Source organism: Streptomyces sp. NPDC002602 (genome assembly GCF_042889445.1).
GTDB lineage: Bacteria > Actinomycetota > Actinomycetes > Streptomycetales > Streptomycetaceae > Streptomyces.
Genome location: NZ_JBIAQX010000018.1, coordinates 14,059 through 37,463 on the forward strand (window position 1 = coordinate 14,059; position 23,405 = coordinate 37,463).

A 23,405-nucleotide genomic window follows, 5' to 3' on the forward strand; every position below is an offset into this window, starting at 1 on the left:
GGCACTGCTGACCGTCAGTGCCGATCGGATCAGTCGCGGTGGGCCTCGCGGGAGGTCGGCTGTCCGCTCCTGCGAGAGCTTCGGCGGGTGATGCGCCTGGTCATCAAGGTGATCGCGGCCCAGGTAATGAGCGATTCCGAGTGCTGTATGAGGCGTTCGAAGTCCCGCGCATGCCTGCGGGCGTGCATGATCCAGGCGTGTGAACGCTCGACGACCCAACGCCCGGGCAGAACGACGAACCCGGGAACGTTCTTCGGGCGGCTGACGGTCTTGATCGTCAGGTTGAGATAGGTCTTCGCCCAGGTCACGAGTTGTCCGGCGTATGCGGAATCGGCCCAGACGATGGTGATTTCGGGGTGCATCAGCCGCATCCGAAACAGCACTTCCTTGGCCGCGTTGCGGTCGGTCATGTCGGCCGGGGTAACCATGACGAACAGTGGCAGGCCTTTGGTGTCGACGACCAGGTGCCGTTTGCGGCCGTTGATTTTCTTGCCGGCGTCGTAGCCGCGGGAATCCTTGCCGACGGTGTCGGCGGCCTTGATCGACTGGGAGTCGATGACGGTGGCGACCGCTCCGGGAGCCCGGCCCATCTCGCGGCGGATCCGCTTGCGGAGCTGGTCACGGATCTGTCCGATGACACCGGCGGCAGCCCAGCGGGCCATGAAGCCGTAACACGTGCGCCAGGGCGGAAAGTCTTGGGGCAGTGCCCGCCATTTGCATCCGGTGTCGACGATGTAGCGGATGGCGTCGACGATCTCTCTGCGGGGGCGCTTCTCCGGGCGGCCTCCGACCGGGGTCTCGCAGGCGGCGATCGGCAACAGCGGTTCGATCAGGGCCCATTCGTCGTCCCAGATGTCGGAGGGGTAGCAGCGTCTGCGTGGCAACGTTCCCTCCCCGAGAATCGGGGCGGAGCCAGCCGCGAAGCGGCTGGCTCCGCCGGTCAGGCGTCGGTGAAGTCGGCGATCACGTCGAGCGTGGACTCGACCGAGCTGAGCTGGGTGTTGAGGTGTCGGATCCTGCCCTTGGGCTGGAGAGCGGCGTGCGGGGCGACGGTTGCGGTGATGAACCGGCGGATCTCGGTGGGCTTCCTCGGATGACCGCGACCTCGTATGCCTGGAGTTCGGTGGGATCGGCGCAGAACCTGTAGCCATCCGGCCTCGTCCAGATCAGCGGCGGCCAGCCGTGTTCGGTGATGATGTCCCGCAGGCAGGCCAAGCCCGAGCGGGTCTGGTGAGACGACAACTCACTGGATCTGACCAGTTGGGGGAAGGTCAGACCGGCTGGCCGGGCCTCGAAGAGCACGAACCGGAAGGTGTCGGCGTGTCGCTGGGCGGCGGGTGACCTGCGCTCGGAAGCGCGGGGCATCGCCTACTCACCTTCCAGCAGGCGGGCCAGCTCGCCGTCGATGTTCACCTTGCCGGTGTCCACCGCGGTCTCGATCCAGTCCAGGGTCGCCCGAACCCGGGCGACGTTCTCGTGGACGATGGCACGTTCGCCGTCGCCGAGCTGGCGGTCGCGCAGGCCAGGGACGACGCGACCTGGCTGTGTCAGTGACAACTGACTCCAGTGGTCGCTCAGTTTTGACTCCGCTCAGGGGCCTCAGGGACAAGATCGGAATGTGAGAAGTGACTCCACTTCGGACGCGTGAGAGACCGATGATTCGGCGGTTCCGGGCAGCGGCCGCTTCAGTGGAGCGATGCCCCTCGTCGACGGCTGCATCGCTGCCACCGGCCCGAGCCTGGACGGCGGACCGAAGTCGGGGATCGCTGCTGGATCACCCATCCCGGTCCGTATAGTCCCCGATCGCCACGTCGTCGCAGAACGTCTCCCAGAACCCGTTGCGCACGAGAGCGGTCTCGTCGATGGCGGAAATGAGATCGCGAAGCTCTTCCGCAACCTCCTCGTACCTGTCCTCGTCGCCCTCCGCGTAGAACGGGAAGCGTGCGATCACGGCCGCGACGCATCGGTTGAAGGAGCCAAGATCGCTGTTCACGTGACTGGTCATCACTGAATCGATCTTGGGAATCTGCACCACGTGACCGGTGGCCACGTCGACGGCGATGCGTCCGAACAGACCATTCGTCGCGATGGCGACCAGCCCCCGCTCACCGATCCCCCCGAGGAACACTGGCTCACTCAGCGGCCGGTACTCGTATCCGATCAAGTCGCCTGGGACGCCAGTCCCACCGAGAACGACAGCAATCTGGGCGGGCACCTCGGGTGGGGCCTCGATGTGAATCAAGACGAACTCGGGCTTCGGCAACTGCGGCAGGGGCTGGCTCACGGGAAGATCTTCTCCCGATGGACCGCCCGGGCAACACCATAGGCCCGCGAGACGGGCGACTCATGCCGGGCGGCGGTCCCGACATCACCCAATGCAGTTCAATAGTCGTTCGAGCCGGTAGCCGACGGCGGTACCTCGACGACGAAGAACAAGAAGTTGGGTTTGGTCGAAAGGTCATGGAAGTCGTCGGGGAACAGCTCACGGGCGGCCGGGTCGGGCTGCGGCTCGCTGATGGCGCATAGGCGGAAGCCGGCGGTGGTGAAGGCATCGATCATCGCGTGCAACGGCCTGCGCCAGAACCTCATCGGGACGGACTGCCCGTTGAACGTCCAGTCGAAGGTATAGCTGGTGGTCGCGAAATAGTCGGGCCGAGGATCCTGGAACGCGTAGGCCACGAAAGGGTGGTCCACCGACGCGATCAGCCTGCCTCCGGGCCTGAGTACTCGCCGCAACTCGGCCAGCGTCGGAACCCAGTCCTCCAGGTAGTGCAGCACCAGCGACGCGACCACGTCGTCGAACGCACCGTCGGCGAACGGCAGACGGTCGCTCAGGTCGACCACGTGCAGGGCCACGTCGTCACCCAGTCGCCGCCTGGCCAACGCCAGCATCCCGGCGCTGGCGTCGATGCCGGTGACGACCGCACCGCGCTCGCGCAGTGCAGCGGACAAAGAGCCTGAGCCGCAGCCGGCGTCCAGGATCCGGCGACCAGCCACATCTCCAGCAAGGGCCAGCATCCCGGGCCGCTCGTAGTAGGCGTTCACCAGGTTGATCTCGTTCTCCGCCGAGTAGGCCTCGGCGAAGCTGTCGTAGTCATTCGCCTGGGCCCGATCTGCAGGCTGGGCAAGACTCTCGGGCACGTCGGTTAAGCGTTCCATCGTCGCAGCCTAGTAGTTACATGATCCGCCGGAAAGGGCCTAGCCTTGTGACCAGTACAGACGTCAGCTCGTGACCGCCGCGGCCGCTTCGGCGCGGGCCTTGGTGATGGCGAGGCGGTAGGAGTCGGTACCGGTCTCGATGATGTTGCCGCCGAAGGTGAGGCGGTCGACGATGGCGGCGCAGAGCCTGGGGTCGGTGAAGGTTTTCGTCCAGCCTCCAAAGGATTCTTTGGGGGCTATCGCCACAGAGCTCTTCTCCTCACGCTCGGTCAATACCTGGAAGAGGAGTTCGGCACCGCGCCGGTCCAGTTCCATATAGCCGAGCTCGTCAATACAGAGAAGGTCGACGCGGCCGTAGCGGGCGATGGTCTTGGCGAGGAGTTTCTCATCAGCGGCTTCGACGAGTTCGTTGACGAGTTTCGTCGCGAGGACGTATTTGACCCGGTACCCGTGCATCGCGGCCTCGGTGCCGAGAGCGATCAGCAAGCGTCATTCCCCGGTCCCGGAGTCGCCGATCAGGCAGAGCGGCATGCTCCTCTTGACCCAGCTGCAGGAGGCCAGGGTGTGGATCGCGGCCGGGTCGATGGCCGGATTCGCATCGAAATCAAACGACCTCAGCGACTTATCCCGCGGGAACCCGGCCGCCTTGATACGTCGCTCGGAGCGGCGCCGGGCCCGGTCGTCACATTCCGACATCAGCAGCTCGGCCAGAAACCCGCGGTGGGTCATCTGGTCCTGTGCGGCGGCAGAAGCGAGCTCTGGGGACTGGGCCCGGATGGTGGGCAGTCGGAGCATCCGGCATGCCTGGTCCACGGCCGCGTCCGCGGCTTCCTCGGTAAGTCCCCGGTTGCGTCTTGCGGTCATGATTCCCCCTGTTTGGCGGATGGTCCGGCGTGCCGGCGGCGCAGCCGCAGCAGTTCGTCGTAGGCGGCCACTGACGGCAGCGGCCTGGGGTCGGGCGGCAGCGCGGCCAGCCGGCGCGCGGTCAGCGAAGTCACCGTCGCCCCGCCCGCCACCGGACGCGTAGTCCGCTCCTGGGGCGGGGTGGGCGCGGCCGTGTCGGTGTCGGCGGCTTTGCGGGCCTCCAGTGCGACGGCGTCCGCGGTCAGTGCGCCGGCCTTGAGTGCGGCCGCGATCCCGGCGACCACGTCCTCGTGGGCCATGTGCCGGTGCAGCAGCAGGACCGAGATCAAGGCCCGGGCGCCTTCCGGGTCGCCGTGGGCTTTGCAGGCGGCCTGCCACCACGTGTCTTGGACCGGGGTGAACTTGCCGGCCGAGCGGGCCTGTTCCAGGGCGTGGCGCCGGGCTTGCGGACCAGGGCCTCCAGGTAGTGGTCCAGGTCGAGGCGTGATCCGCCCTTGGCGATCAGCCGCTCATGTCTGGCCACCACCTTGGGGCCGTCGTAGACCACCAGTTCGGAGGCGTGCAGCACGATCCGTAGCATCTGGCCGATCAGGCGCACCGGCACCGAGTAGTGGTTGGTTCGCACGGAGACCTGCCCGTAGCGGTCCACCCGCACTGAAGAGACGAACCCGGTCTCGAAGACCTCGTCGGGCAGTGGGACCAGCAGCGGGTGCTCGGCCTGGAAGTACTCCCCGATGGTCTTCGGGCGGAGCCGGATCCGGCGGTCGTTGTCCTGACGGTCCCACTGCTCGACCAGCAGATTCAGTCCGCGAGGGTGGCCACCTGCGGGATGGGGGCCAGGTGATTACGACGGAACCACCCGATCTGTCCCTCGACCCCGCCCTTCTCGTGGGCGCCCTCGATGCCTGGGTGGCAGTAGAAACTGGTGATCGAATAGTGCGAGCGGAACGCGGTCCACCGCTCGGATTCCACCCGGCGCCTGGTCCGACCCAGGACCTGGGCGACCGCCGCCCGCAAGTTGTCGTAGCGGATCTTCCCGTAGGGGCATGCCGCCGTGGAGCAGTACGACGGGGGGTCCTTCGCCGGCCGACTCGCAAAAGAGTTCGCCCGCCTCGACGGGTACGGTGGTGGCTGTGACCGCGTGTGTCCGCGCATGCGTCATCGTGGGTCGTCTCCTCGATCCGTGGGGTACGGCGGGGCATCCTGTGCAAGGTCCTTGAACTCCTCGCCGAGGCGACGGAGCACGTGCAGAGCCGTCGTGACGTCCCCGGCGGTCAGATCGGACAGCCGGCGCCGCAGTTCGGTTTCCTCGGATTCCTGGATGCCCCTGATGATGGCTTCCCCTTTCGGGGTGAGCCGGATCAGGCGCGAGCGCCGGTGCTCCGGGTTCGGGGCGCTCTCAGCCAGCCCCAGAGCTGTCGCATCGTTCACCAGACGCTGGACCGGCTGCCGGTCCAGGCCCAGCACGCGGGCCAGTTGAGGAACCGTTCGAGGGCCGCCCCTGCACAGTTCGTCCATCACCGCATGCTGACCAGCTGTCATCCCCGTGTGCATCAGTTCCCGCTCCACGGCACGCACGACCGTGCGGTGCAGCGGCCACAGGCTGCGGATCACTTCGTACAGCAGAGGCCCCAACGAGGGCTCATCCCTCGTACACTCATCGACACTCATGATGTCATCATGACATCTTCTGTGTCTATGTGGCCATAGGTTCAGAGCAGCCTGAGCACGTTCACTCGTACGCGACCGGGCAGATTGAGTCGTACGCCGACACCCAGGGGCGAACCTGCGGCAAGCACCGAAGGAGACGGCCTACCCCCACGACTTGACGGCTTAACTGCATGAGGTGTCTTACCCACGCGATAGCCGTGGGGGAGAGGTTTCTTCGCATCGGCGGCCGGCGCGCCAGGCCCGCGACGTCGGTGGCGGCTGGAAGGCTGGCCGGATGAACGCCGATGACGAACAGCTGTTGAGAGGCCGGGTGTACGGCCACGGTCACGACGACCCCAACCTGGGCTCGCTGCCGCACCAGACGTACGCCGTGCTGGTCGGCGGGTCGCTGCTCGACATCAGCTTGTTCTTTATCTACCAAGATCTTCCTGGTTTGCCGATGGCCTTGAGGGTCTCGGGGCGTTTGACGGTTTTGCCGACGTCGTAGCGGGGTGCCCGGTGTTTGTTCTTGGCGCTGGGTGGCCGTCCGGGGCCAGCTCCTCGGGGCTTGGGAACACTGATCGGGCAGGCGAGGTGAGCGCGGATGTTCCTGAACCCCCGGCGGGCCCGGGCGGGGGTGAGCCGGTCGGTGGTGGTGGGTTTCTCCCAGGGCCGGTGGAGGTCCGCGGCGAGCGGCCGGGCAAGCCGGAGCTGGGTATGAGCGACGATCAGGATCCAGGTCCAGCGGTCCGCCGCCTCGGGAGTACGGAGTTTCGGGGTGGTCCAGCCCAGGGTCTGCTTCGCGAAGCGGAAGGTGTGCTCCAGATCGAAGCGGCGGAGAAATGCCTGCCAGAAACGGTCCACATCATCTGGGGTGGCGCCGGTCCTGGAGGACCATAACCACACCGGCGGGGCATCCCGGTCCTTCGACAGATGCTCGACCTTCAACCGCATTAACGTGCCCTCCACCAGAAGCAGTTCGCCGTCGTGGTCGAGCCAGGAGGAGCGGTGGGTGAGCCTTGGGTGGACCCGGTCCCATGCCTGGGTTTCGGCCTCTCCGTAGTTGGTGGTGTCGGTGACCGTGGTGATCGCGGGCTGGGGCCAGGTCTCCGGCTTGGTGAAGCGGAATTCCGGGCCGTGCTTGGGCGGCCAGCCGTTGACGCCGTGCATCCTCGGTGGTTTCGGCAGACGCATCACGCGGTCGGAGTGAACCCGGCCGATCAGCTCGACCGGCAGGTCGCACAGGACCCAGGCCAGGCGGGTGACGTCGTAGCCGGCGTCGCTGACGATCACGATATGGGGGTCCCCGGTCTGCCACTGGCCCGCTGCGATCAGCCGCTCGACGACTCCCCTCAGCTGGGCGGCGGTGATCGCGGTCGCGTCGTCCGCCGGTCCCAGCCGGACCGCGTCCAGGATCGCGGTCCAGGACGTGGCGCCCGGCTCCAGCATGGCCACGAAGGAGTAGGGTCAGCCCGGAATGAACTGCGACGCCGTCTTCGCCCGGCCGTAGACATGGCAGAACAGCCGATCGGCCGAGCACGGCGCGTCCGAGCGAAGCAACGGCGACACATCGACCGCCAGGACCAGGCGCCCTCCGTCGAAGCGCGGCAGGGACAGCCCGGCCAGCACCGTCCGCAGCCGACCGACGTCGATCCGGCCGTGGTTCAAGCCGCCGTACATCGCTCCGTGCCCACGACGATGCTCGGGCAGCAGCGTCAAGCCCACCGGGGACTTCACCGCACCGTCCGCACACAGCACCGCGTCCACCAGCTCGAACAACTCGTCACGCAGAGCGATCAGACACTCGTAGAACTCGCCCCGGACGCGTGACGCTTCCCTCCGGACAGCATCAGGCAGCAGACTCACCCTCACGGCCTTCGTCGTGGTCACGCGCATCCTTGGTCGGAGCACTTGATCAGACGAAGGCCGCCCCCACGTCCGGCGAATGCCCAGCTGGGCTACGCCGTTCGAAGTCAGTGCCCCGTCTCTCGCGATGTTGCCGGTGTCTCACATGATCTTGTTGGGTTCGCCCCCCGGTCTCGGGGGACGTTGCCGCTCCTATGGTGAAGGACGTGAACGGTCTCAAGCGATGTTGTCACCCAGGTTGAACTTGCGATGCCCGAGATCACGGCTGAGCCGCGTCCGATGCTTGTGGCATGCTCGTCCGCATGATCGATGTCCCGGCCGACGGCTGGTCGTTCGCAGCAGCGCGGGAGCCAGCCCAGTTCGGTGCCTGCGAGGTGAACGGCGTTCCCGGTGTCGAGCACGCGGTGGGCGTGCGCGGAACCTTGTGCGGTATATCGGCGCGGCACACCACCCGGTATCTGCACCTGTTCGATCCCGGTGCCCTGCAGTCGTGTCGGCGGTGCCGCCAGCAGGCTGAGGCCGCACCGACAGAGCCATGCGCACAGGAACGTCTTCACGACAAGGTCCAGGGCGCCGCACAGGGGCAAGCCCGCGATGACCTGCTCGCCGCGCTTCGTCGAGGTGCAAAGGTCGCCTTGTGGATCAGCGGTCCATCCGCATCCCTGGCGAAGCACTATGTGAAGCTTGATGAGTTGACGGACGGGGCTGGGCCCGCCGCTGACGCGTTCGCCGCCGCTACGACTATCGGCTTGGCCCGCGTTGAGGATGGCCCTTGGCGCTTCATCGTTGTTCTGCCGGAGGACGGCGGCTCCCCGCTCGTCGCACGTGGACCACACGATCTTCCCTGATGCGGCCGGGTCCTCGTGACGACGGACTGTCTCAGGTTCGGGTACCTCTCTCGGGCGGTTTGAGCCTGTTTCCCGCGATTACGCCCATTGCTTGTGGCTTCCTCGGTCGAGTATAGGTATGCCGCGAGCGGTGAGGGTGAGGTGGTCGGGTGGATTTCGGGGCCGTAGGGGCGGCTGGCTTCGAGGTCGCATACGCCGACGAAGACCTGGTACAGCGGCGCGAGTTGCTGGCGGCCTGCTGGACTTTGGGTTTCGAGAGGCTCTGTCCGGTCCGGGCGGTGAAGTCCTACCCGGGGCAGGGTTCGGTGACCCGGGACTACTGGTCCGCGACCACCGGCGGTCAGCTGTCCTGCGAGTCGCAGCTGGAGCGGCACCACGCGATGCTGCTGGACTTTGACCCCAAGGTCACGGGGCTGGCCGCGCAACCGTTCCGACTGTTCTGGCCAGGGTCACGGGGGCGGCGCGGGCACGTCCCGGACTTCTTCGCCCGCCTCGCGAACGGCGGCGCCGTCGTAATGGATGTCCGCCCGGACGACCGGATCGAGCCGGCCGACGCGGAGGCGTTCGCGGCGACCCTGCGGGCCTGCGAGCTGGCCGGCTGGGGTTTCAGCAGGGTCGGGGCGATCGACCCTGTGCTGTTCGGGAACGTGAAGTGGCTGGCCGGCTACCGGCATCCGCGCTACCTGCGGGAACCGGTCGCTGGCCGGCTTCTGGAGGTGTTCGAGACTCCGACGGGTCTGTTTGCCGGGGCCGAGCTGGTCGGGGATTGCCTGGCGGTGCTGCCGGTGCTCTACCACCTGCTCTGGCGGCACCGATTGCGTATCGATCTGGGCAGCCCGTTCCAGCGCGACACGATCGTGAGTCTGGCGTGAGCGCGCTGAGGCGTCTGGCGGTGGTGCGGCCGGGCGACCGGGTCCGGTTTGACGGCCAGCCGCACACCGTCGTCGGCCTGTCCGGCGTTCTCATCCGGCTGGCGGACCAGCTGGGCCGGATCAGCGCGATGCACCTGCCCACGCTGATGACGTCGGAGGGCTTCGAGGTGGTCGGCTCCGGCGGACCGGCGCCAGCACTGTCCACCGGCCTGCTGGACGGGGTGGCGCCGGAGCAAGCAGAGAAGGCCCTGTGGTGGCACCACCACATGACCGAGCTGCTGACCGGCCTGCCGCCGAAGGCCCCGGCCGGGGCCGTCCCGAGGGCCGAGTTCGACCCGACGACGCAGACGCTCACGCGGCGTGAGGCAGCGAAGGCCGTCGAACTGAGTGCGGAGACGGGCCGCCGGGCCAGTCCGCACACGGTCCGTTGGCGTCGGCGCCGCTACCAGCAGCAAGGGGTGTTGGGCATGGTCGACGGAGACGCGGCTCCGCGCCGCCAGGCGGCGGGGCAGGTCGATCCACGGGTGGTGGGGGTGCTCCGGCAGCTGATGGGCGACGCCGCCAGCAGGTCGACGCACACCGTCAGCTACTACTTCGAGAAGGTCGGGCATGCGGTCGCCAAGCTGGACGGCCCGCCGGTCGCGATGCCGTCGCGCGCCACGTTCTATCGCCTGTTCGACAGGTTGGATGCCGGGCGCCACACGACCGGGTCGGCCCGCACCCGACGCGCTCTGGCCAACCCAGCCCGACCGCGTCTTCGAGGACGTGGTGGTCTGCCGGCCGGGCGAGCTGATGGAAATCGACTCCACGCCGTTCGACGTGCTGATCCGGCTGGAGAACGGGGTGGTGGACCGCGTCGAGCTGACCGGACTGGCCGACATCGCGACCAGGACGATCGCCGCGGCTGTGCTTCAGCCGACGACGAAGTCGGTGGATGCCGCGCTGCTGCTGGCCCGGGCGGTCACGCTGGCACCGATGCGGGCATGCGTGGAACAGTACCGGCCCGGTCCGCCCTCACTCCGGCCCGAGCCGTACGCACAGGTCGAATGGGAGTGGCCCAAGCTGAGGAAGGCGATCGACAAGGTTTACGGATACCGGTCCGAGAGACTGCATGCAGGCGTCCCATTCCCGCACCCGTTGTGCCAAGAACCGATGCGTAGTGGGTCGGCGCTGGACGAGCGTCCGTCGGGAATTGCTGCCACTGCCAGCAACGCGGCTTGGGTCGCCAAGGACCTGCCGATGCATCTGCACACCTTCGGACACATCGTCCGGGGATCTCTCTTCAACTGGTGGCAAGCTTCCTCCGGCGCGCCACTTGACGACGCGCCGGGGAGCTGACCCTTCAACCAGTCCGCCGGGCCGAGCGTCGCTGGGCCCCGCTTCGAAACGGAAGAATCCTGCAGTCAAGGGGCCTTAGCGAACCCCCTTGACCAGCGCCCCACTCGACGCTGGCTCCCCCCGCTGGCCCCTTGACCTGGCCCCGGTGTGGGGCGGTGAATGACGAGAAGGAGAAGGATGATGGCGACGGTCCACTACCGCCCGGCACTGTCGTCTGCCACGACAACGTCAGTCGTTCTGCCATTCAAGAACGTCAGCGGTGTCGGTGGACTGCTCGCTGGCCGAGCTCTAGCTACCAGTCTTGGCTGAGGTCTCCGGTTTCCCCATCGAGTAGTCCTTGGAGCGTCGAGTCGGCGCGCGCGGCAGCACGCAGGAGCCAGTCGTACGTCCGAATCGCAATCCGGTCGTTGGCGGATCGGCGATCTCGGATCTCGCGGGCACCGTCGGCCACATCTTCCCGCCCCATGATGATGAGCCCACGTGCGTCCATGGTGATGCCTGGGAGCGTCTGCCGGGCGGCCAGGAGGTTGGGCTTCAGCCACTCGCGCCAGTCCTGAATCTGGTCGATGGCATGGCGCAGGGTGGGAGATTCCCGCTGGTTGCCGGGGTTAGTGAGCCGCTCGGTGGGGCTCTCGAGTTCAACGAGGTGCCAGCGCAAGCCCACCGAGGTCCGGCTGGCGATGAGGAAGTCCGGGACGTATTGATCGCCAAACCGAACTTGGGGGCGAACCCAGACCCCGTGGCTGCCCGTGATCACGTTGGCGAGGAGTGTTGGGTGGTTCTCCAGGACAACCTGCATCGGCCGCTCCTCGGTGGCGCTGTCCAGCGCCTCTTGAAGGGCCTGACAATCCGCCGTTGAGGGACGGCGCAGTACCTTCCAGTTGTCGAGCTGTGCCAGCTCACGGTTGGTGACCCGCTCAGGGTGCCGGTCCTCGGAGGCAACTTCTTCGCGTGCCTTGGCAATGAGCTCGCTATGGTCGGAGTCGCCGGCTCGGGCGAGGTGCTTAACGGCATGGGGCCAGGCTCTCCTGCCGAGCCCACCGCGGAAGTACAGCTGACCTCTAAGGCTGATCGAGCTGATCTGTCCGTACCGGTCCTCATCTGGTTTCCTCCTCCTCAAGGTGACGACGACATCGCCTACCTCTGGCCGGAGACGTTCAAGGTGACGGACCGTTCGCTGTGCCCAGGCTACTTCGAGCCACGCGTTCAGAAGGTCGCGGCTATCTATCTCCTCTAGGGCCGGGACGTGCAGGCTCGTCTCGGCTGCGACGCTGGCGAGGTAGTCGTACTCCGGCTCGTCGATTGCCGGATGCTCCCGCAGCCGAAGCGGTTTCGCGATGTGAGCGCGGAGTAGGGCAGCAGCAACTGGGCTGGATGTGCCCGGTTCAAGGGGAAACGCCAGTGCGTTTGCGATGGCGCGTTGCTCGGTCGTCGGTCCTGCGCACAGCTGACTAAGTCCGTCGGCGGCCAGCTGCCATGTTGTCTCAGTCACTAATGTCCTTTGCTTCGGGTGGGTGGATCTGGACCTGCTCGTTGTTGGTGACTCCTACCCGTACGGCTAGGAACGCCTGAGCTCTTCGGGCCGATGAGCGCCGAAGACGGCGTGGGCCTTCATGCCGTGTGGGGAGGGGATCACATTGCGCTCCCGTCTAGCTGGGAGGGGACGCGGGAGCCACGAAGTTCTCTCAGGTCAGGGATGTGGTTGTAGAGGGTGCCGACCGAGACGCCGAGCAGGGCCGCGATGGTCTCGATGCTGTTCTCGGGTTGGGCAGCATGTCGCGGGCGGCGCGCAGCAGCTTGTCATTGACGACCGAAGGCCGGCCGCCGACGCGGCCGCGGGCCCGTGCGGCGGCCAGGCCCTCGTTGGTGCCCTGCACGATCAGCTCCCGGATGAACTCCGCCAGGGCGGCGAAGACGTGGAAGATGAGCCGCCCGCCCGGGGTGGTGGTGTCTAGACTCTCGTGGAGGGAAGTGAAGCCGATCTGCCGCGTGCGCAGGGCGGCGACCATGTTCACCAGGTTCTGGAGGCTGCGCCCGTATCGGTCCAGGGAGGGGACGACGAGGGTGTCCCCGGCCTGGAGGAAGGCGTGGCACGCCTTCAGCTCGGGGCGCAGGTCGTTCTTCCCGGACTTCTTCTCAGGGAAGATGCGCCGGCACCCGGCGAGGGTGAGGGCGTCGATCTGCCGGTCGAGCTTCTGCCCGCCGGTGGAGACCCGGGCGTAGCCGATGCGGATGTCGGTTGGACGGGCCGGGAAGATGCCGAGGAGGTCGTTGTCGGCGACGAACACGTCGGTCAGGGTTGTCACGGACGCCAGTGTGCCCTCAAGTAACCAACGTTTTCTGAGGATCGGCCAACGATCGCCGGAAGAGCCTCCAGGGCCTTCAACAACTCCCTCAAAAACCCCAGACCCTCAAGAACCAGCCGACACCCTTTGATGAGGGAAACGTGGGTCGCTGAAGCCCGTCCGGCAGGATGTTGGTATGACAAACCGATACGGCGAGCCCATACGAACGGCACGCGAGACGACGTGCCCGAAGTGCGGCCGGAACGCGTGGATGATCCACGTACGCGTGGTGGGCGACGTTGACGTCCGCCGCTGCGAGGAGTGTGACGAGCAGGTCGAGCTCGACCTATGGGTGTAGGGGTGCCGGTAAGAACTCGGTCACCAGCCGCAAACGGGGAGGAGGGCTGGTCGTCAGGTGAGGAGGGCGGTGAGGGTGCCAGCTACGACGGCGGCGAGGGTGATGACCCCGGCGAAGGTGGTGGCGGCGCGGGTGACGGCCGTGGGATAGCTGGCGTTGTCCATGCGGGCGAGCTTGCCCGCGCCGGCAGCGGCAAGCAGCGCGACGACAGTCACGAATGCGGTGGTGAGCAGGACGACGGCGACGGTCACGGCAATCTCCCCTTAGGCGTTGGCTGTTGACGTGGTCGAAGGTTGCGGAGACCGCGTTCGCCGGGGTTCGCCGGGAGGAAGATGAACACCGGCGAACACGACGGTCCTGGGGGGCGCGCACCATGCACGACGAGCACAACGGCCAAGATCCGGCGCTGACCGAGCTGCGGGAGAGGCTGAAGGGCAGCATGGCCCGGATGCGCCTGAACCAGACGGATCTCGCCGCGCGTGCCGGGCTGGGGCGCACGACGGTGTCGGAGGCGCTCTCACCGGTGAAGCCTGCGCCCTCGTCCGAGACGGTGGCGGCCCTGGCCCGTGCGCTGCAGCTGCCGATGGAGGAACTGCGGGAGTTGCAGCGGAGGGCGGTCGAGGACATTGGGGGTGGGGTGCGGTCGGGTCCGGGCCAGTCAATCGGTGAGTGGGATCCGCACGCCCTGGAGGTCCACCCGGCCGGGCCCGGTGACGCCGGCTCCGGGCCCGGCAGGCCGCAGGCCCGGACGCTGCCCGGGTATGTACGGCGCGAACATGACCGGGTTTTGGCCGGGGTAGTGGAGGACGCCGCAGTTGGCCGCAGCGGGGCTGTGGTGCTGGTAGGGGGTTCGTCGACGGGGAAGACGCGGGCGTGCTGGGAGGCCGTGCAGCCGCTCGCGGCGCAGGGGTGGCGGCTGTGGCATCCCTTCGACCCGACCCGCGCCCAGGACGCCCTTCAGGACCTGCCTCGTGTCGCGCCGCGTACCGTGGTGTGGCTGAACGAGGCCCAGCACTACCTTGGTGACCGCGTGGCGGGCGAGCGGATTGCGGCGGCTGTGCACCGATTGCTGGTGACCGTGGAGCGCGGGCCGGTCCTGGTGCTGGGCACGCTCTGGCCCGAGTACGCCGCCCGGTACACGGCCCTGCCCGCGCCAGGTGAGGAGGATCCGTACAGCCGGGTGCGGGAGTTGCTGGCCGGCCGCGTGCTGAGCGTTCCCGAGACGTTCGATGCTCCGGCGCTGTCCGCCGCGGCCGCTCTTGCTGAGGGCGGGGACCGCCTTTGGGCCGGCGCCCTCAGCCGTGCGGGCGCCGAGGGGCGGGTCACCCAGGACCTCGCCGGTGCCCCCGAACTCCTCAACCGCTACCGGCACGCGACCCCGGCAGCCGCAGCGGTACTGGAAGCGGCGATGGACGCCCGACGCCTCGGCGTCGGCCTCCACCTCCCCCAGGCCTTCCTCACCGACGCCACCGCCGACTACCTCACCGACACCGACTACGACCAGCTCACAGACGACTGGGCCGAGCACGCCTTCGCAGAACTCGCCGCCCTCGTCCACGGAAAACAGGCCCCCCTGCGCCGCACCACCCCCCGCACCCGGCGACGTCCTCCCGCCCCGTCCCCGGCAGTTCGCGGCCCGGCCCCGTCGACCGCGGGACCCGTGTTCCGACTCGCCGACTACCTCGAACAGCACGGCCTCACCAGCCGCAGGCACCTGTGTCCGCCCGCGTCGTTCTGGCACGCCGCCCACACTCACCTCACCGACCCCGACGACCTCGGCAACCTCACCGATGCGGCCGAGAGCCAGCATCGCCTGCAATGGGCCCACTGCCTCCGCCAGCGCGCCGCCCACCACGGCAACCCCGACGCGCTGTACCGGCTAGCCGTGATGTGGGAGGAATCTGGGGACCGGGAAGGCGCTGAAGCACTGGCTCAGCAAGCCGCGGAACGCGGCCACACCAACGCCCCGCACTTCTTGGCCGGGATGCGGGAGCGCGCCGGGGACCGGGAAGGCGCCGAAGCACTGGCCTGGCAAAAAGCCAACCAAGGCAGCCCCGACACCTTGTACCACCTGGCCCGGATGCGGGAGCGGGATGGGGATCGGGAGGGTGCCGAAGCACTGGTCGTGCAGGCCACCGCCCACGGCCACACCGGAGCCCCGCTTTCCGTGGCCCTGATACGCCAGCAGGGCGGGGACCAAGAGGGCGCTGAAGCACTGGCCCTGCAGGCCATCGACCGCGGCGAGAGCAGTGTCCTTCTGTGCATCCTGGCGATGATGAAAGAGCAGACCGGAGACTCGGATGGAGCCGAACCCCTCTACCGGCAGGCCGTTGCCCACGGCAACACTGACGCCATGTACCAACTGGCCGGGATTCGGGAGCGGGCCGGGGACTCGGGTGGAGCCGAACCCCTCTACCGGCAGGCCGCCGAACGCGGCCACTCCAGCGCCCTGCTTCGCCTGGCTGTGATGCGGGAGCGGGCAGGGGATCGGGATGGAGCCGAAGCACTGGTCCGGCAGACCTCCAGCCGGGGCCACTCCAGCACCCTGTTCCTCCTGGCCGAGATGCGAAGGGAGGCCGGGGACTGGGATGGAGCCGAAGCCCTCTACCAGCAGGCCGCCGACCACGGACACACTAACGCCCGGTCCCACCTGGCTGTGATGCGGGAGCGGGCAGGGGACCGAGACGGAGCCGAAGCACTGGCCCGGCAGACTGCCGACCGGGGCCACTTCTACGCCCTGCTTCACTTGGCCGAGAAACGAGACGAGGCCGGGGATCGGGACGGAGCCGAGACTCTGGCCCGGCAGGCCGCCGACCGCGGCGACACCGCTGCCTTGTACCTCCTGGCAGAGAAGCGGGAGCGGGCCGGGGACAGGGACGGAGCCCAAGCACTGGCCCGGCAGGCCGCCGACTACGGCAGTCCCCAAGCCCACTATCGCCGAGCAGAGAAGCCGGGAATCTTCAGCAGGCTGTGGCCGTACGGCCTGGACCCAGACGGCGCACCTACGCCTCCATGGCAAGCGCCCGTGTCGATTGAGCGGAGCAGACACGTACCGCTGGGCACATCGTAGGGATGCCGCCGTTTGCGGCTGGTGACAGAGTTCTTACCGGTACCCCGTGTACGCGAAGCCGAGCGAGGTGACACTCCCCGGCGCCGGGTGATGATCCGCAAATAGCGTTCAGCGGTCCCGCTCGCCATTGGTTCAGGGGAAGTTCCACCCTGTCGTGTGGATGCGGGCGGATGTTCGGGCGTGGTGGTTCTGCCGCCACTGACACTTCGGTTCATGGGGAGGGTATCGGCGGAGAAGCGCCGGGGGGCCGTCGAACGGCTGTCCCGGTTGCGTGGGGATGAGGCGTTGACGGCCGCGCACGTGCGTACGGTCGCGGAGGGCATGGGCGTCGCGGAGCGGACGGTGTGGCGCTGGCTGGCTCCGCCGAGGCCAGCTGTGCCTCGGAGCACGCGGGAAGGCGTGACGAGCGCGCTGATCGTCGTGCACCAGCCCTTGCTCTCGGGCGGAACTTCTTCATTGCGGGTCAGAGTGCGGAGCGGGCTGCGCTCCGGATGCCGTGCAATCCGGACGGCTGCACGCTGGAGCCTATGGCGGATCTGACGGAGATCGTGATTCATCCCGTGTCGCCGCGGGACGGGCGGAAAGCCACCGTGCACGCCCTCGGCCTGGATGCGGACCTCCGCAGGGCGTTCACGCCCGGGGACGTGTCGGAGTTCCTGCGCCGGGCCGGCCTGGAGGACGTGGACCTGTCCGAAGACGGGCCGATCCGGTGGGAGGGCGGCGGCCCCGATGTGTGGACCGGCGGCACCTGACCCGCAGTACTCGCCGCACACGCAGATCCTGATCGGGCGATCGCAGCCACCCCGGCCGGGCTCGGTTGCCCGAGGGAAGCACATCTGACCTTGGTCGGCGATTTCGACTGCTCAGGTGAGGATGTCGAACGGGACTCGGTGGAACGCACGGGATGCTGGAGCCGGGTCAGCCGTGTCCAGCTCACCCACGAACAGGTCCAGCGGTACGCCCTGCCCGCGACCGAGGGCAAGCGCAACGACCCGAGATGGCCGGCCTTCGCCCGCCGTCACGGCTTCGACATCGACCACCCCGTCCAGTGGGAAGTCGAAGCCCTCCCGCCCGACGAAGTCCAACGCCTGGTCCTCGCGGCCGTCGACCCGTACGTCGACCGCGCCCGGCAGGTCGCCCGCGAGGAAGAGCAACGCCTTTCCCTCTCCGCCTTCCTGGGCGGTTGGGACGCGACGGGCGGGGGAGCTCCGTTGGAGTACCGGGAAACTGCGTAGTCGCTCGCAGGCGGGGCGCCTACCCTGAGCGACGTGTCTGCACCGAAACTTCACCACTACGTACCGCAGAGCTACCTGGCCTGATTCGGGCGAGGCGAGATGGTCAGAGCGAGGCGCCGGTGAACGCACCCACGCGCTGCCCCACTCCGGGGCGTGGTCGGCCTGGCACCTTCCGCCGGGTTCAACCGAGGCGCGGGCGGGAAGGTGTGAGGTCGCGACAGGCTGTGCCTGCCGGCAGGGGCTGAGTGGGCGTTTGTGTGTCCGGCGTAGCAACCCAGCGCCGCGGGCTCGCGTCATCCCTTGTGTACGACCGGTTGCTCAGAGCGAGGGTGGTGGGGAATGGACCCGATATCTGTGGGGCTGTTGGCGGCGCTGGCCGGCGGAGTCGGCGGTGAGCTCGGCCGGCAGGCATGGGCGGGGCTGAGCGCGCTCGTGCGCAGCCCGTTCGGCAGCAGCGCAGCCCAGGCCGTGGAGGTCAGCTCCGGGGAGCCGGAGCTGACGAGCCTGAGTGAGGAGCCGAGCGACCAGAGCCGGGCACAGGCGCTGAGTACGGCGCTGGCGGTGCGGGCCGCGGTGGACCCGGACTTCCGTGCGTCCCTCGCAGCTTGGCAGAAGCAGGCTGCTCTGGTGGGCGGCGGGGACGGAGCGGTGGCGAACTCCGTCATCGGCGGCACCCACCACGGGCCGATCCTGCAGGGCCGGGACTTCACCGGGCTGACCGTGACCAGCACACCCCCGCCGCCGCCCACTGTCCCGGGAACTCCTGGAGGCAGTGAGCCCGGTCCGTCGAGGTGACGGCATGAGCGAGGCCCGTGAGGGTGGGGCCACCAGCAACACGATCAGCGGCGGCACCTTCTTCCACACCGTGATCCAAGGCCGGGACATCACCGTGCAACTGCCGGTGGCGAACGCTCCGGCGCTGTCTGGGCTGCCTCCTCTCGCTTCCGCCTTCACGGGCCGCGACGACCACGTCGACAGGCTGCTGGTAGACCTCGCGCCACGAGCCGAAACAGCAGGAAACCGGCGCGCAGTGCTGGTGAGCGCGGTCTCCGGCTTGGCTGGCGTCGGCAAGACCGAACTCGTGATCCAGGCCGCCGGCCGAGCCATCGAAAGGCCCGGGTGGTTTCCGGGCGGAGTGTTGTTCACCGATCTCGCCGGCTACGACCCCGAACTCCGACTCACCCCCGAACGAGCACTGGAAGGACTGCTACGCGCCCTTGCGGTACCCGGCGAGCACATTCCCAACGGTCTGGAAGACCGACAACGCCTCTACCGCAGTGTCCTGGCGGCCTACGCCGGCAATGGCCGGCGCATCCTCGTGATCATCGACAACGCCTCCACTACCGCGCAGGCCGCTCCCCTCCTGCCCACCGACGGAACCACTGCCGCCCTGGTGACTTCCCGTCACACCCTGGACGGTCTCGATGCCCGCCTTCACGATCTCGACATCCTCACGGAAGACTCGTCCGTCGCCGTCCTCGACCAGGCCCTTCGCCACGCCCGAGGCGACCACGACAGCCGCTTCGCAGACGACCCGCACTCGGCTGCCCTGATCGCCCGCCTGTGCGCGGGCCTGCCGCTCGCGCTGCGCATCGCCGCCGCCGTCCTGGCCGCTGCACCCTCGCGGCCCGCCGCGACCCTGGCCACTGCGTTGCAGGTCGAGCACACCCGGCTGGACAGCCTATCCCGCCCTGACCGCGCGGTGCGGGCTGCCTTCGACCTGTCGTACCAGCTCTTGCCGCCCGGACAGGCGCGGCTGTTTCGCCTGATGCCCCTGAACCCCGGTCCCGACCTCTCCACCGATACTGCAGCACACCTAGCCGACTGTGGTACGGACCAGGCAGAGACCTTGCTGCAGCACCTGGCCGAGGCCCACCTGATCGAACCCGGTCGGGTCTGGGGCCGCTGGCGCATGCACGACCTGGTCCGGCTCCACGCGGACGAACTGGGCGGCACCCACGCCGCCCCCGACCACCGGGACACCGCCCGCACTCGTCTCTTCACCCACTACCAGGACACCGGCACGGCCGCCGGGACCCACCTTGAAACCCTGCCGGGCTCCCGCTCACCTCGGTTCCAGGACCGATCCGACGCACTGCGGTGGCTTGACGCCGAGCACGCCAACCTGACTGCCACCGCCACTGCTGCGGCTGCCCTCGGCCACCACTCGGTCACCATCTCCCTCACTTCCTCCCTCGCCCAGTACTTCGCACTCCGTCGGTACTTCGACGACTGGATCGCGCTCAGCACCACCTGTCTGGACCTCCATCGGATGCTTGGAGACCACCAAGGCGAAGCGAATGCGTTGAACGCCCTCGGAACCGCCTTGCGCGAGGTACGGCGGTTCGAGGAAGCGATGGACGCCCACACCCAGAGCCTGGCCATCGACCGGAGCCACCACGACCGCCGCGGTGAGGCAATCTCGCTGGCCAACCTCGGCCTGGCCCTGACGGAGGCGCGGCGGTTCGAGGAAGCGATTGACGCGCACACCCAGAGCCTGGCCATTGACCGGACCCTCGGCACGCGCCGCAGTGAAGGCAAAGCCCTGACCAACCTCGGCAACGTCCACTGGTACATGGGACGGTTCCAGGAGGCGGCGGACGCACACGCCCAGGCCGCCACCATCTTCCGAGAGCTCCGCGACCGGTACCTCGAAGGCACGGCTCTGATCAACTCGGGACTCGCCCTGTGGCGTATGCAGCGGTTCGAGGCCGCCGCCGGAGCCTACACCCAGGCCGTCACCATCTACCGAGATTTCGGAGACCGCCATGCCGAGGGTACGGCGGTGGGCAACCTCGGCATCGTCCTGCGGGAACTGGGGCGGTTCGAGGAAGCAATCGAGGCGCACACCCTAAGCCTGTCCATTTGCGGCGAGTTCGGCGATCGCCACGGCGAAGCCATGGCGCTGGCCAACCTCGGGCTCGCCCTACGCGAAGTACGGAGATTGGAGGAGGCTGTGGCCCCTCTCTTTCAGGCAGCCACCATCTTCGCTGAACTCGGCGACCCTCATCTCGAAAGCCAGGCTCTCAACGACCTCGGTATCATCCTGCAGGAGATCGGGCAGTTCGAAGAATCCATCAAGGCCCACAATCAAGCCGCCACCCAGTACCTCGCACTCGATGACCGTCACGGCCAAGCGATGGCGCTGGCCAACCTCGGCCTCGCCCTACGCAAGGTGCAGCGGTTCCAGGAAGCAACCGAAGCCCAGGACACGGCGGCCGCGATCTTCGGTGAACTCGGAGACCAGGACTTGGAAGCCAAGGTCCGCAGAGCTCTCGCGACGACCTTGGACCACGAGTTCCTTACGCGCGAGAATTGAGTGCGGGGCGGCAACGAGTCGGCCGGGCGTCAGTTCTGCCTGGCCCACCACCACACCTGCGGCTACGCCCCCCGCATTCCGATCGCGGACAGGAGTTCCATCCGCTCCTGGGACAGGGTCGCGGCCCGGCTGCGCTGGTTCCCGATCCAGGCTCCGAGCCGGAGCTCCCGCTCCTCCTGGTCCTCGCCGACGATCCGTTCGACGTGTTTGCGCGGCACCCGGAGGTGTCCCTCGCGCTCGTAGAACTGCTGGGCGGCCTCGAAGTTCATGACCCACTTGTCGGCCTGCGTACGGCGCGGGGTCGGCTTCTCGTCTTCGGTGGCGGGCTCGATGCCGAGGACCTGCTCGCATATCCACTGCTGCACGGTGGTGAGGTTGTCCCAGCCGAGCCGGACTGAGCGCACCCACCGTCCGAGGTCCTCGCCCTGGTGCACGACGGCACCCGGCTCCACGCCTGTCGGAAGCGGTTCCCGTGCAGTGCGTCTGTGTCAGCCGGTGCTGTCGCCTGTGCCGCCGAGCTGCTGTCGGGCGGCGATGATGCGGCGGCGGGCGGTGCGGGTGCTGATCTGGTCGCGGGTGGCGAGTTCGGCCGCGCTGGGCTGCGCGGTGTCGGCAACCAGGGCGGCATTGACCTCGGCGAGGGGTCGATGGTGGACAAGCTGAACTCGAACATTCTCAACGCCGGCTGACCGAACACGCGGCGCGAGGCGCACCGGCCCCGCCGGATACCGCGCATTCACCCCCAGGGGCCCTCGCCGGTGGGGCAGTCTGGGGTCATGGACCACGATCAGGCTGCCGGGCCCCGGGTGTACGGCGCGGACCACGACGACCCGCACCCCTACCCGCGCCCGGGACGCACCTATCGGGAGTTGCTCGGCGGGCCCCTTGACGGCCAGTTGTTCGACGTCACGGATTGGATGCCCGAGGAACTCTTCACGGGTGCTCTGTTGATCGCGCCGTTGGGGAGGTACGGGCCGGGTGGCCGGGCGGACTACGGCCCCCACGAGGGTGATCCGTTCGGGCCGTGGATCTGGGGCGGTGACACCCCCTGATTCGGGGCCGGCGCTCGCCGAGGGTCGCGCCCGGTCCTCGTGTGGATGCCGGACACCAGCGGTGACGCTCTCCGCCTGACTGCCGAATATCAGGGTGATTGGTCATCAATCATCCGGTTTTGTCAGGGACTTTAGGGACTGATACTTCCCATTGGTGTGCTCAGTCGATGTCGAGGGCGGCCGGGTGCTTGCGCTGCTCGACGCTCGGCTGTCCCCGGTCCCCGCGGTGGGGTGGCCGGGCCACTGCCCGACGCCTTCACTGTGCAGCCTCACCCCGGGCGCGATGGCGTCCAGTGCCGTTCTGGTCGTGGCGCGAGGTCTGTCGGCTTCGGAGCTCGCTCACCGGTCGAGCCGCGCACCCCTGCGCGTAGCGGGCCGGCTCACCACCGAGGTGCTCACCGGAGCAGGTGGACGGATTCGTTCTGAGGCACGGTTTCCGTGCGTCCGTGCGAAGAATCGTGCGGAATGGCTGTTACGGAACTTGCTGCTCCGGTCGGGTGATGGGGTGATCGAATGTGCCCGGTGGTGCGGCGGTGCGCGGTGATCGTCCGTGCCGTGTGCGTCCTGGGTGGGTGTAGCGGTCAGTGAATGTCAGGGCCACGCTCACGAGCACTGCGTGTAGTGCGCAGGTGTGTGTGACGGGATTGTCCGGGGTGGGTAACCGGCCTCGTCGGGGGCTGTGGTGGGCCCCGTGTCGGGTCGAGAGTTTGGGTCCTCGGCCCACCACGGGTCGGGCACCCGCACCGCTACGTGATTCGTATCGGCGGGTGAGGCACTGTTCTTGAGGGGTCACCGTATGTCTGCTTCGTCGACCGCCCGTCGTGTCGCTGCGACCGTCCTCGCCGCCGGCGCCATCGTCTCCGCCGCCGCTCTGCCTGCCACCGCTGCGGATCGGGGTCATGACCGGTACCCGCGGGTGGAGATCTCCCGCGTTCAGGCCGACGCTCCCGGGCGTGACGATCGCTCCAACCGTTCCCTGAACGGGGAGTGGGTCGAGATCCGCAACACCACCCGCCAGCCGGTCAACCTGCGCGGTTGGACGCTGCGGGACTCCGACGGCAACCGCTACCGCTTCAACGACACCCGCATCGGAGGCCACGCCACCATTCGCATCCACACCGGATCCGGCCGCGACACCCGCACCGACCTCTTCCAGGGCAAGCGCGATCACGTCTGGGACAACCGCTCCGACACCGCCACTTTGCGCGACGACCGCAACCGGACGGTGGACACCGAGTCCTGGGGCCGCCGCCGCTAACCCGGGCCACGGTTGCCGCTCGTGAACGGGCGGCGGTCGAACCCGTGATGAGCGTGTGCCGGGCAGTCCGCCAGCCGCCCGGCACACACCCATGCCCAGCCCCGGTCACCAAGCACGGCCAGGCGCTCCACGCCCCCGCGCGCCCGATGTCGAGGGCCCGGTCCCGTGACACGGCGGGCGATGTCCCCCTGAAGATCACCGCTGATCGCCGGCCCGGTGCAGGGCCGGCGG

General features: G+C 68.2%; 22 protein-coding genes and 5 pseudogenes. 12 read left to right on the forward strand and 15 right to left on the reverse strand.

Annotated features, from left to right (window positions below; translation table 11 throughout):
• Positions 1-29 precede the first annotated feature (29 nt).
• The 10 genes and pseudogenes from ACFYW3_RS32500 to ACFYW3_RS32545 form a co-directional block, all read right to left on the reverse strand.
• A complete protein-coding gene (locus ACFYW3_RS32500; protein ID WP_389388133.1) occupies positions 30-884 on the reverse strand; it encodes an IS5 family transposase in 855 nt (284 codons plus the stop codon).
• A 56-nt stretch (positions 885-940) separates the two neighbouring features.
• Positions 941-1,365 (reverse strand): annotated as a pseudogene (locus tag ACFYW3_RS32505) (RacP protein).
• A 3-nt stretch (positions 1,366-1,368) separates the two neighbouring features.
• Positions 1,369-1,539 (reverse strand): annotated as a pseudogene (locus ACFYW3_RS32510) (DUF6192 family protein); the annotation flags it as partial.
• A 235-nt stretch (positions 1,540-1,774) separates the two neighbouring features.
• Entirely contained in the window at positions 1,775-2,284 is a 510-nt protein-coding gene (locus ACFYW3_RS32515; protein ID WP_389388134.1) for an SUKH-4 family immunity protein, read from the reverse strand.
• Positions 2,285-2,382: 98 nt separating this feature from the next.
• Positions 2,383-3,159 (reverse strand): class I SAM-dependent methyltransferase, encoded by a 777-nt coding sequence (locus tag ACFYW3_RS32520; RefSeq protein ID WP_389388135.1) that lies wholly within the window; start codon positions 3,157-3,159, stop codon positions 2,383-2,385.
• A gap of 63 nt (positions 3,160-3,222) precedes the next feature.
• Positions 3,223-4,023, reverse strand: a pseudogene (gene istB / locus ACFYW3_RS32525) (IS21-like element helper ATPase IstB).
• Positions 4,020-4,352: a hypothetical protein gene (locus ACFYW3_RS32530; protein WP_389388136.1), complete on the reverse strand. Its 333-nt coding sequence runs from the start codon at positions 4,350-4,352 to the stop codon at positions 4,020-4,022. Before ACFYW3_RS32530 ends, istB begins: the two are co-directional and overlap by 4 nt.
• Positions 4,349-4,678 carry a hypothetical protein gene (locus ACFYW3_RS32535; RefSeq protein ID WP_389388137.1) on the reverse strand — a complete coding sequence of 110 codons (330 nt, stop codon included), beginning with the start codon at positions 4,676-4,678 and terminating at the stop codon, positions 4,349-4,351. Before ACFYW3_RS32535 ends, ACFYW3_RS32530 begins: the two co-directional genes overlap by 4 nt.
• Before the next feature lie 146 nt (positions 4,679-4,824).
• Positions 4,825-4,995: a hypothetical protein gene (locus ACFYW3_RS32540; protein ID WP_389388138.1), complete on the reverse strand. Its 171-nt coding sequence runs from the start codon at positions 4,993-4,995 to the stop codon at positions 4,825-4,827.
• Between the two features lie 186 nt (positions 4,996-5,181).
• Positions 5,182-5,694, reverse strand: a complete 513-nt coding sequence (locus ACFYW3_RS32545) for a MarR family winged helix-turn-helix transcriptional regulator (protein WP_389388139.1) — start codon at positions 5,692-5,694, stop codon at positions 5,182-5,184.
• Positions 5,695-5,869: 175 nt separating this feature from the next.
• Between ACFYW3_RS32545 and ACFYW3_RS32550 the strand changes: the two are divergent.
• A pseudogene (locus tag ACFYW3_RS32550) lies at positions 5,870-6,085 on the forward strand (hypothetical protein); the annotation flags it as partial.
• Between the two features lie 23 nt (positions 6,086-6,108).
• Here the strand turns inward: ACFYW3_RS32550 and ACFYW3_RS32555 are convergent.
• Positions 6,109-7,569, reverse strand: a pseudogene (locus ACFYW3_RS32555) (NF041680 family putative transposase).
• 260 nt (positions 7,570-7,829) lie between these two features.
• Between ACFYW3_RS32555 and ACFYW3_RS32560 the strand changes: the two are divergent.
• The 3 genes from ACFYW3_RS32560 (at position 7,830) to ACFYW3_RS32570 (ending at position 10,597) form a co-directional block, all read left to right on the forward strand.
• Positions 7,830-8,387, forward strand: a complete 558-nt coding sequence (locus ACFYW3_RS32560) for a hypothetical protein (RefSeq protein ID WP_389388140.1) — start codon at positions 7,830-7,832, stop codon at positions 8,385-8,387.
• 149 nt (positions 8,388-8,536) lie between these two features.
• Positions 8,537-9,259, forward strand: a complete 723-nt coding sequence (locus ACFYW3_RS32565; protein WP_389388141.1) for a TnsA-like heteromeric transposase endonuclease subunit — start codon at positions 8,537-8,539, stop codon at positions 9,257-9,259.
• A 687-nt stretch (positions 9,260-9,946) separates the two neighbouring features.
• Complete coding sequence (locus ACFYW3_RS32570) at positions 9,947-10,597, forward strand: hypothetical protein (RefSeq protein ID WP_389388142.1); 651 nt, start codon at positions 9,947-9,949, stop codon at positions 10,595-10,597.
• Positions 10,598-10,889: 292 nt separating this feature from the next.
• Here the strand turns inward: ACFYW3_RS32570 and ACFYW3_RS32575 are convergent, their stop codons facing one another.
• The 3 genes from ACFYW3_RS32575 to ACFYW3_RS32585 form a co-directional block, all read right to left on the reverse strand.
• Positions 10,890-12,089 (reverse strand): Shedu anti-phage system protein SduA domain-containing protein, encoded by a 1,200-nt coding sequence (locus ACFYW3_RS32575; RefSeq protein WP_389388143.1) that lies wholly within the window; start codon positions 12,087-12,089, stop codon positions 10,890-10,892.
• A gap of 193 nt (positions 12,090-12,282) precedes the next feature.
• A complete protein-coding gene (locus tag ACFYW3_RS32580) occupies positions 12,283-12,903 on the reverse strand; it encodes a recombinase family protein (protein WP_389388144.1) in 621 nt (206 codons plus the stop codon).
• A gap of 390 nt (positions 12,904-13,293) precedes the next feature.
• The gene (locus ACFYW3_RS32585; RefSeq protein ID WP_389388145.1) at positions 13,294-13,491 is read right to left on the reverse strand and encodes a hypothetical protein; all 198 of its coding nucleotides are present in this window, start codon (positions 13,489-13,491) and stop codon (positions 13,294-13,296) included.
• Between the two features lie 122 nt (positions 13,492-13,613).
• Here ACFYW3_RS32585 and ACFYW3_RS32590 point away from each other — a divergent pair, with 122 nt between their 5' ends.
• From ACFYW3_RS32590 to ACFYW3_RS32610, 5 genes are all read left to right on the forward strand, one after another.
• Positions 13,614-16,310, forward strand: coding sequence for a helix-turn-helix domain-containing protein (locus tag ACFYW3_RS32590; protein WP_389388146.1), 2,697 nt, complete (start codon positions 13,614-13,616; stop codon positions 16,308-16,310).
• A 527-nt stretch (positions 16,311-16,837) separates the two neighbouring features.
• Positions 16,838-17,062 (forward strand): hypothetical protein, encoded by a 225-nt coding sequence (locus ACFYW3_RS32595; RefSeq protein ID WP_389388147.1) that lies wholly within the window; start codon positions 16,838-16,840, stop codon positions 17,060-17,062.
• 138 nt (positions 17,063-17,200) lie between these two features.
• Positions 17,201-17,545 carry a hypothetical protein gene (locus ACFYW3_RS32600; protein ID WP_389388148.1) on the forward strand — a complete coding sequence of 115 codons (345 nt, stop codon included), beginning with the start codon at positions 17,201-17,203 and terminating at the stop codon, positions 17,543-17,545.
• 339 nt (positions 17,546-17,884) lie between these two features.
• Positions 17,885-18,340, forward strand: coding sequence for a hypothetical protein (locus ACFYW3_RS32605; RefSeq protein WP_389388149.1), 456 nt, complete (start codon positions 17,885-17,887; stop codon positions 18,338-18,340).
• A 4-nt stretch (positions 18,341-18,344) separates the two neighbouring features.
• On the forward strand, positions 18,345-20,864 hold the full coding sequence (locus tag ACFYW3_RS32610) for a tetratricopeptide repeat protein (RefSeq protein WP_389388150.1): 2,520 nt from the start codon (positions 18,345-18,347) through the stop codon (positions 20,862-20,864).
• A gap of 62 nt (positions 20,865-20,926) precedes the next feature.
• Here ACFYW3_RS32610 and ACFYW3_RS32615 read toward each other — a convergent pair whose 3' ends face one another.
• Entirely contained in the window at positions 20,927-21,268 is a 342-nt protein-coding gene (locus ACFYW3_RS32615) for a helicase associated domain-containing protein (RefSeq protein WP_389388151.1), read from the reverse strand.
• 81 nt (positions 21,269-21,349) lie between these two features.
• Here ACFYW3_RS32615 and ACFYW3_RS32620 point away from each other — a divergent pair, with 81 nt between their 5' ends.
• The 3 genes from ACFYW3_RS32620 to ACFYW3_RS32630 all read left to right on the forward strand — a co-directional run bounded on the left by ACFYW3_RS32620 (position 21,350) and on the right by ACFYW3_RS32630 (position 23,174).
• Positions 21,350-21,553 (forward strand): hypothetical protein, encoded by a 204-nt coding sequence (locus tag ACFYW3_RS32620; RefSeq protein WP_389388152.1) that lies wholly within the window; start codon positions 21,350-21,352, stop codon positions 21,551-21,553.
• Between the two features lie 87 nt (positions 21,554-21,640).
• Complete coding sequence (locus tag ACFYW3_RS32625; RefSeq protein ID WP_389388153.1) at positions 21,641-21,916, forward strand: hypothetical protein; 276 nt, start codon at positions 21,641-21,643, stop codon at positions 21,914-21,916.
• A gap of 796 nt (positions 21,917-22,712) precedes the next feature.
• Complete coding sequence (locus ACFYW3_RS32630; protein ID WP_389388154.1) at positions 22,713-23,174, forward strand: lamin tail domain-containing protein; 462 nt, start codon at positions 22,713-22,715, stop codon at positions 23,172-23,174.
• Positions 23,175-23,405 lie beyond the last annotated feature (231 nt).

Bases quoted from the DNA above. Each gene is read 5' to 3' on its own strand.
- ACFYW3_RS32520 (WP_389388135.1), bottom strand. From the start codon at position 3,159: ATGGAACGCTTAACCGACGTGCCCGAGAGTCTTGCCCAGCCTGCAGAT.
- ACFYW3_RS32545 (WP_389388139.1), bottom strand. From the start codon at position 5,694: ATGAGTGTCGATGAGTGTACGAGGGATGAGCCCTCGTTGGGGCCTCTG.
- ACFYW3_RS32560 (WP_389388140.1), top strand. From the start codon at position 7,830: ATGCTCGTCCGCATGATCGATGTCCCGGCCGACGGCTGGTCGTTCGCA.
- ACFYW3_RS32570 (WP_389388142.1), top strand. From the start codon at position 9,947: ATGCCGGGCGCCACACGACCGGGTCGGCCCGCACCCGACGCGCTCTGG.
- ACFYW3_RS32590 (WP_389388146.1), top strand. From the start codon at position 13,614: ATGCACGACGAGCACAACGGCCAAGATCCGGCGCTGACCGAGCTGCGG.
- ACFYW3_RS32595 (WP_389388147.1), top strand. From the start codon at position 16,838: ATGGCGGATCTGACGGAGATCGTGATTCATCCCGTGTCGCCGCGGGAC.
- ACFYW3_RS32605 (WP_389388149.1), top strand. From the start codon at position 17,885: ATGGACCCGATATCTGTGGGGCTGTTGGCGGCGCTGGCCGGCGGAGTC.
- ACFYW3_RS32610 (WP_389388150.1), top strand. From the start codon at position 18,345: ATGAGCGAGGCCCGTGAGGGTGGGGCCACCAGCAACACGATCAGCGGC.
- ACFYW3_RS32625 (WP_389388153.1), top strand. From the start codon at position 21,641: ATGGACCACGATCAGGCTGCCGGGCCCCGGGTGTACGGCGCGGACCAC.
- ACFYW3_RS32630 (WP_389388154.1), top strand. From the start codon at position 22,713: ATGTCTGCTTCGTCGACCGCCCGTCGTGTCGCTGCGACCGTCCTCGCC.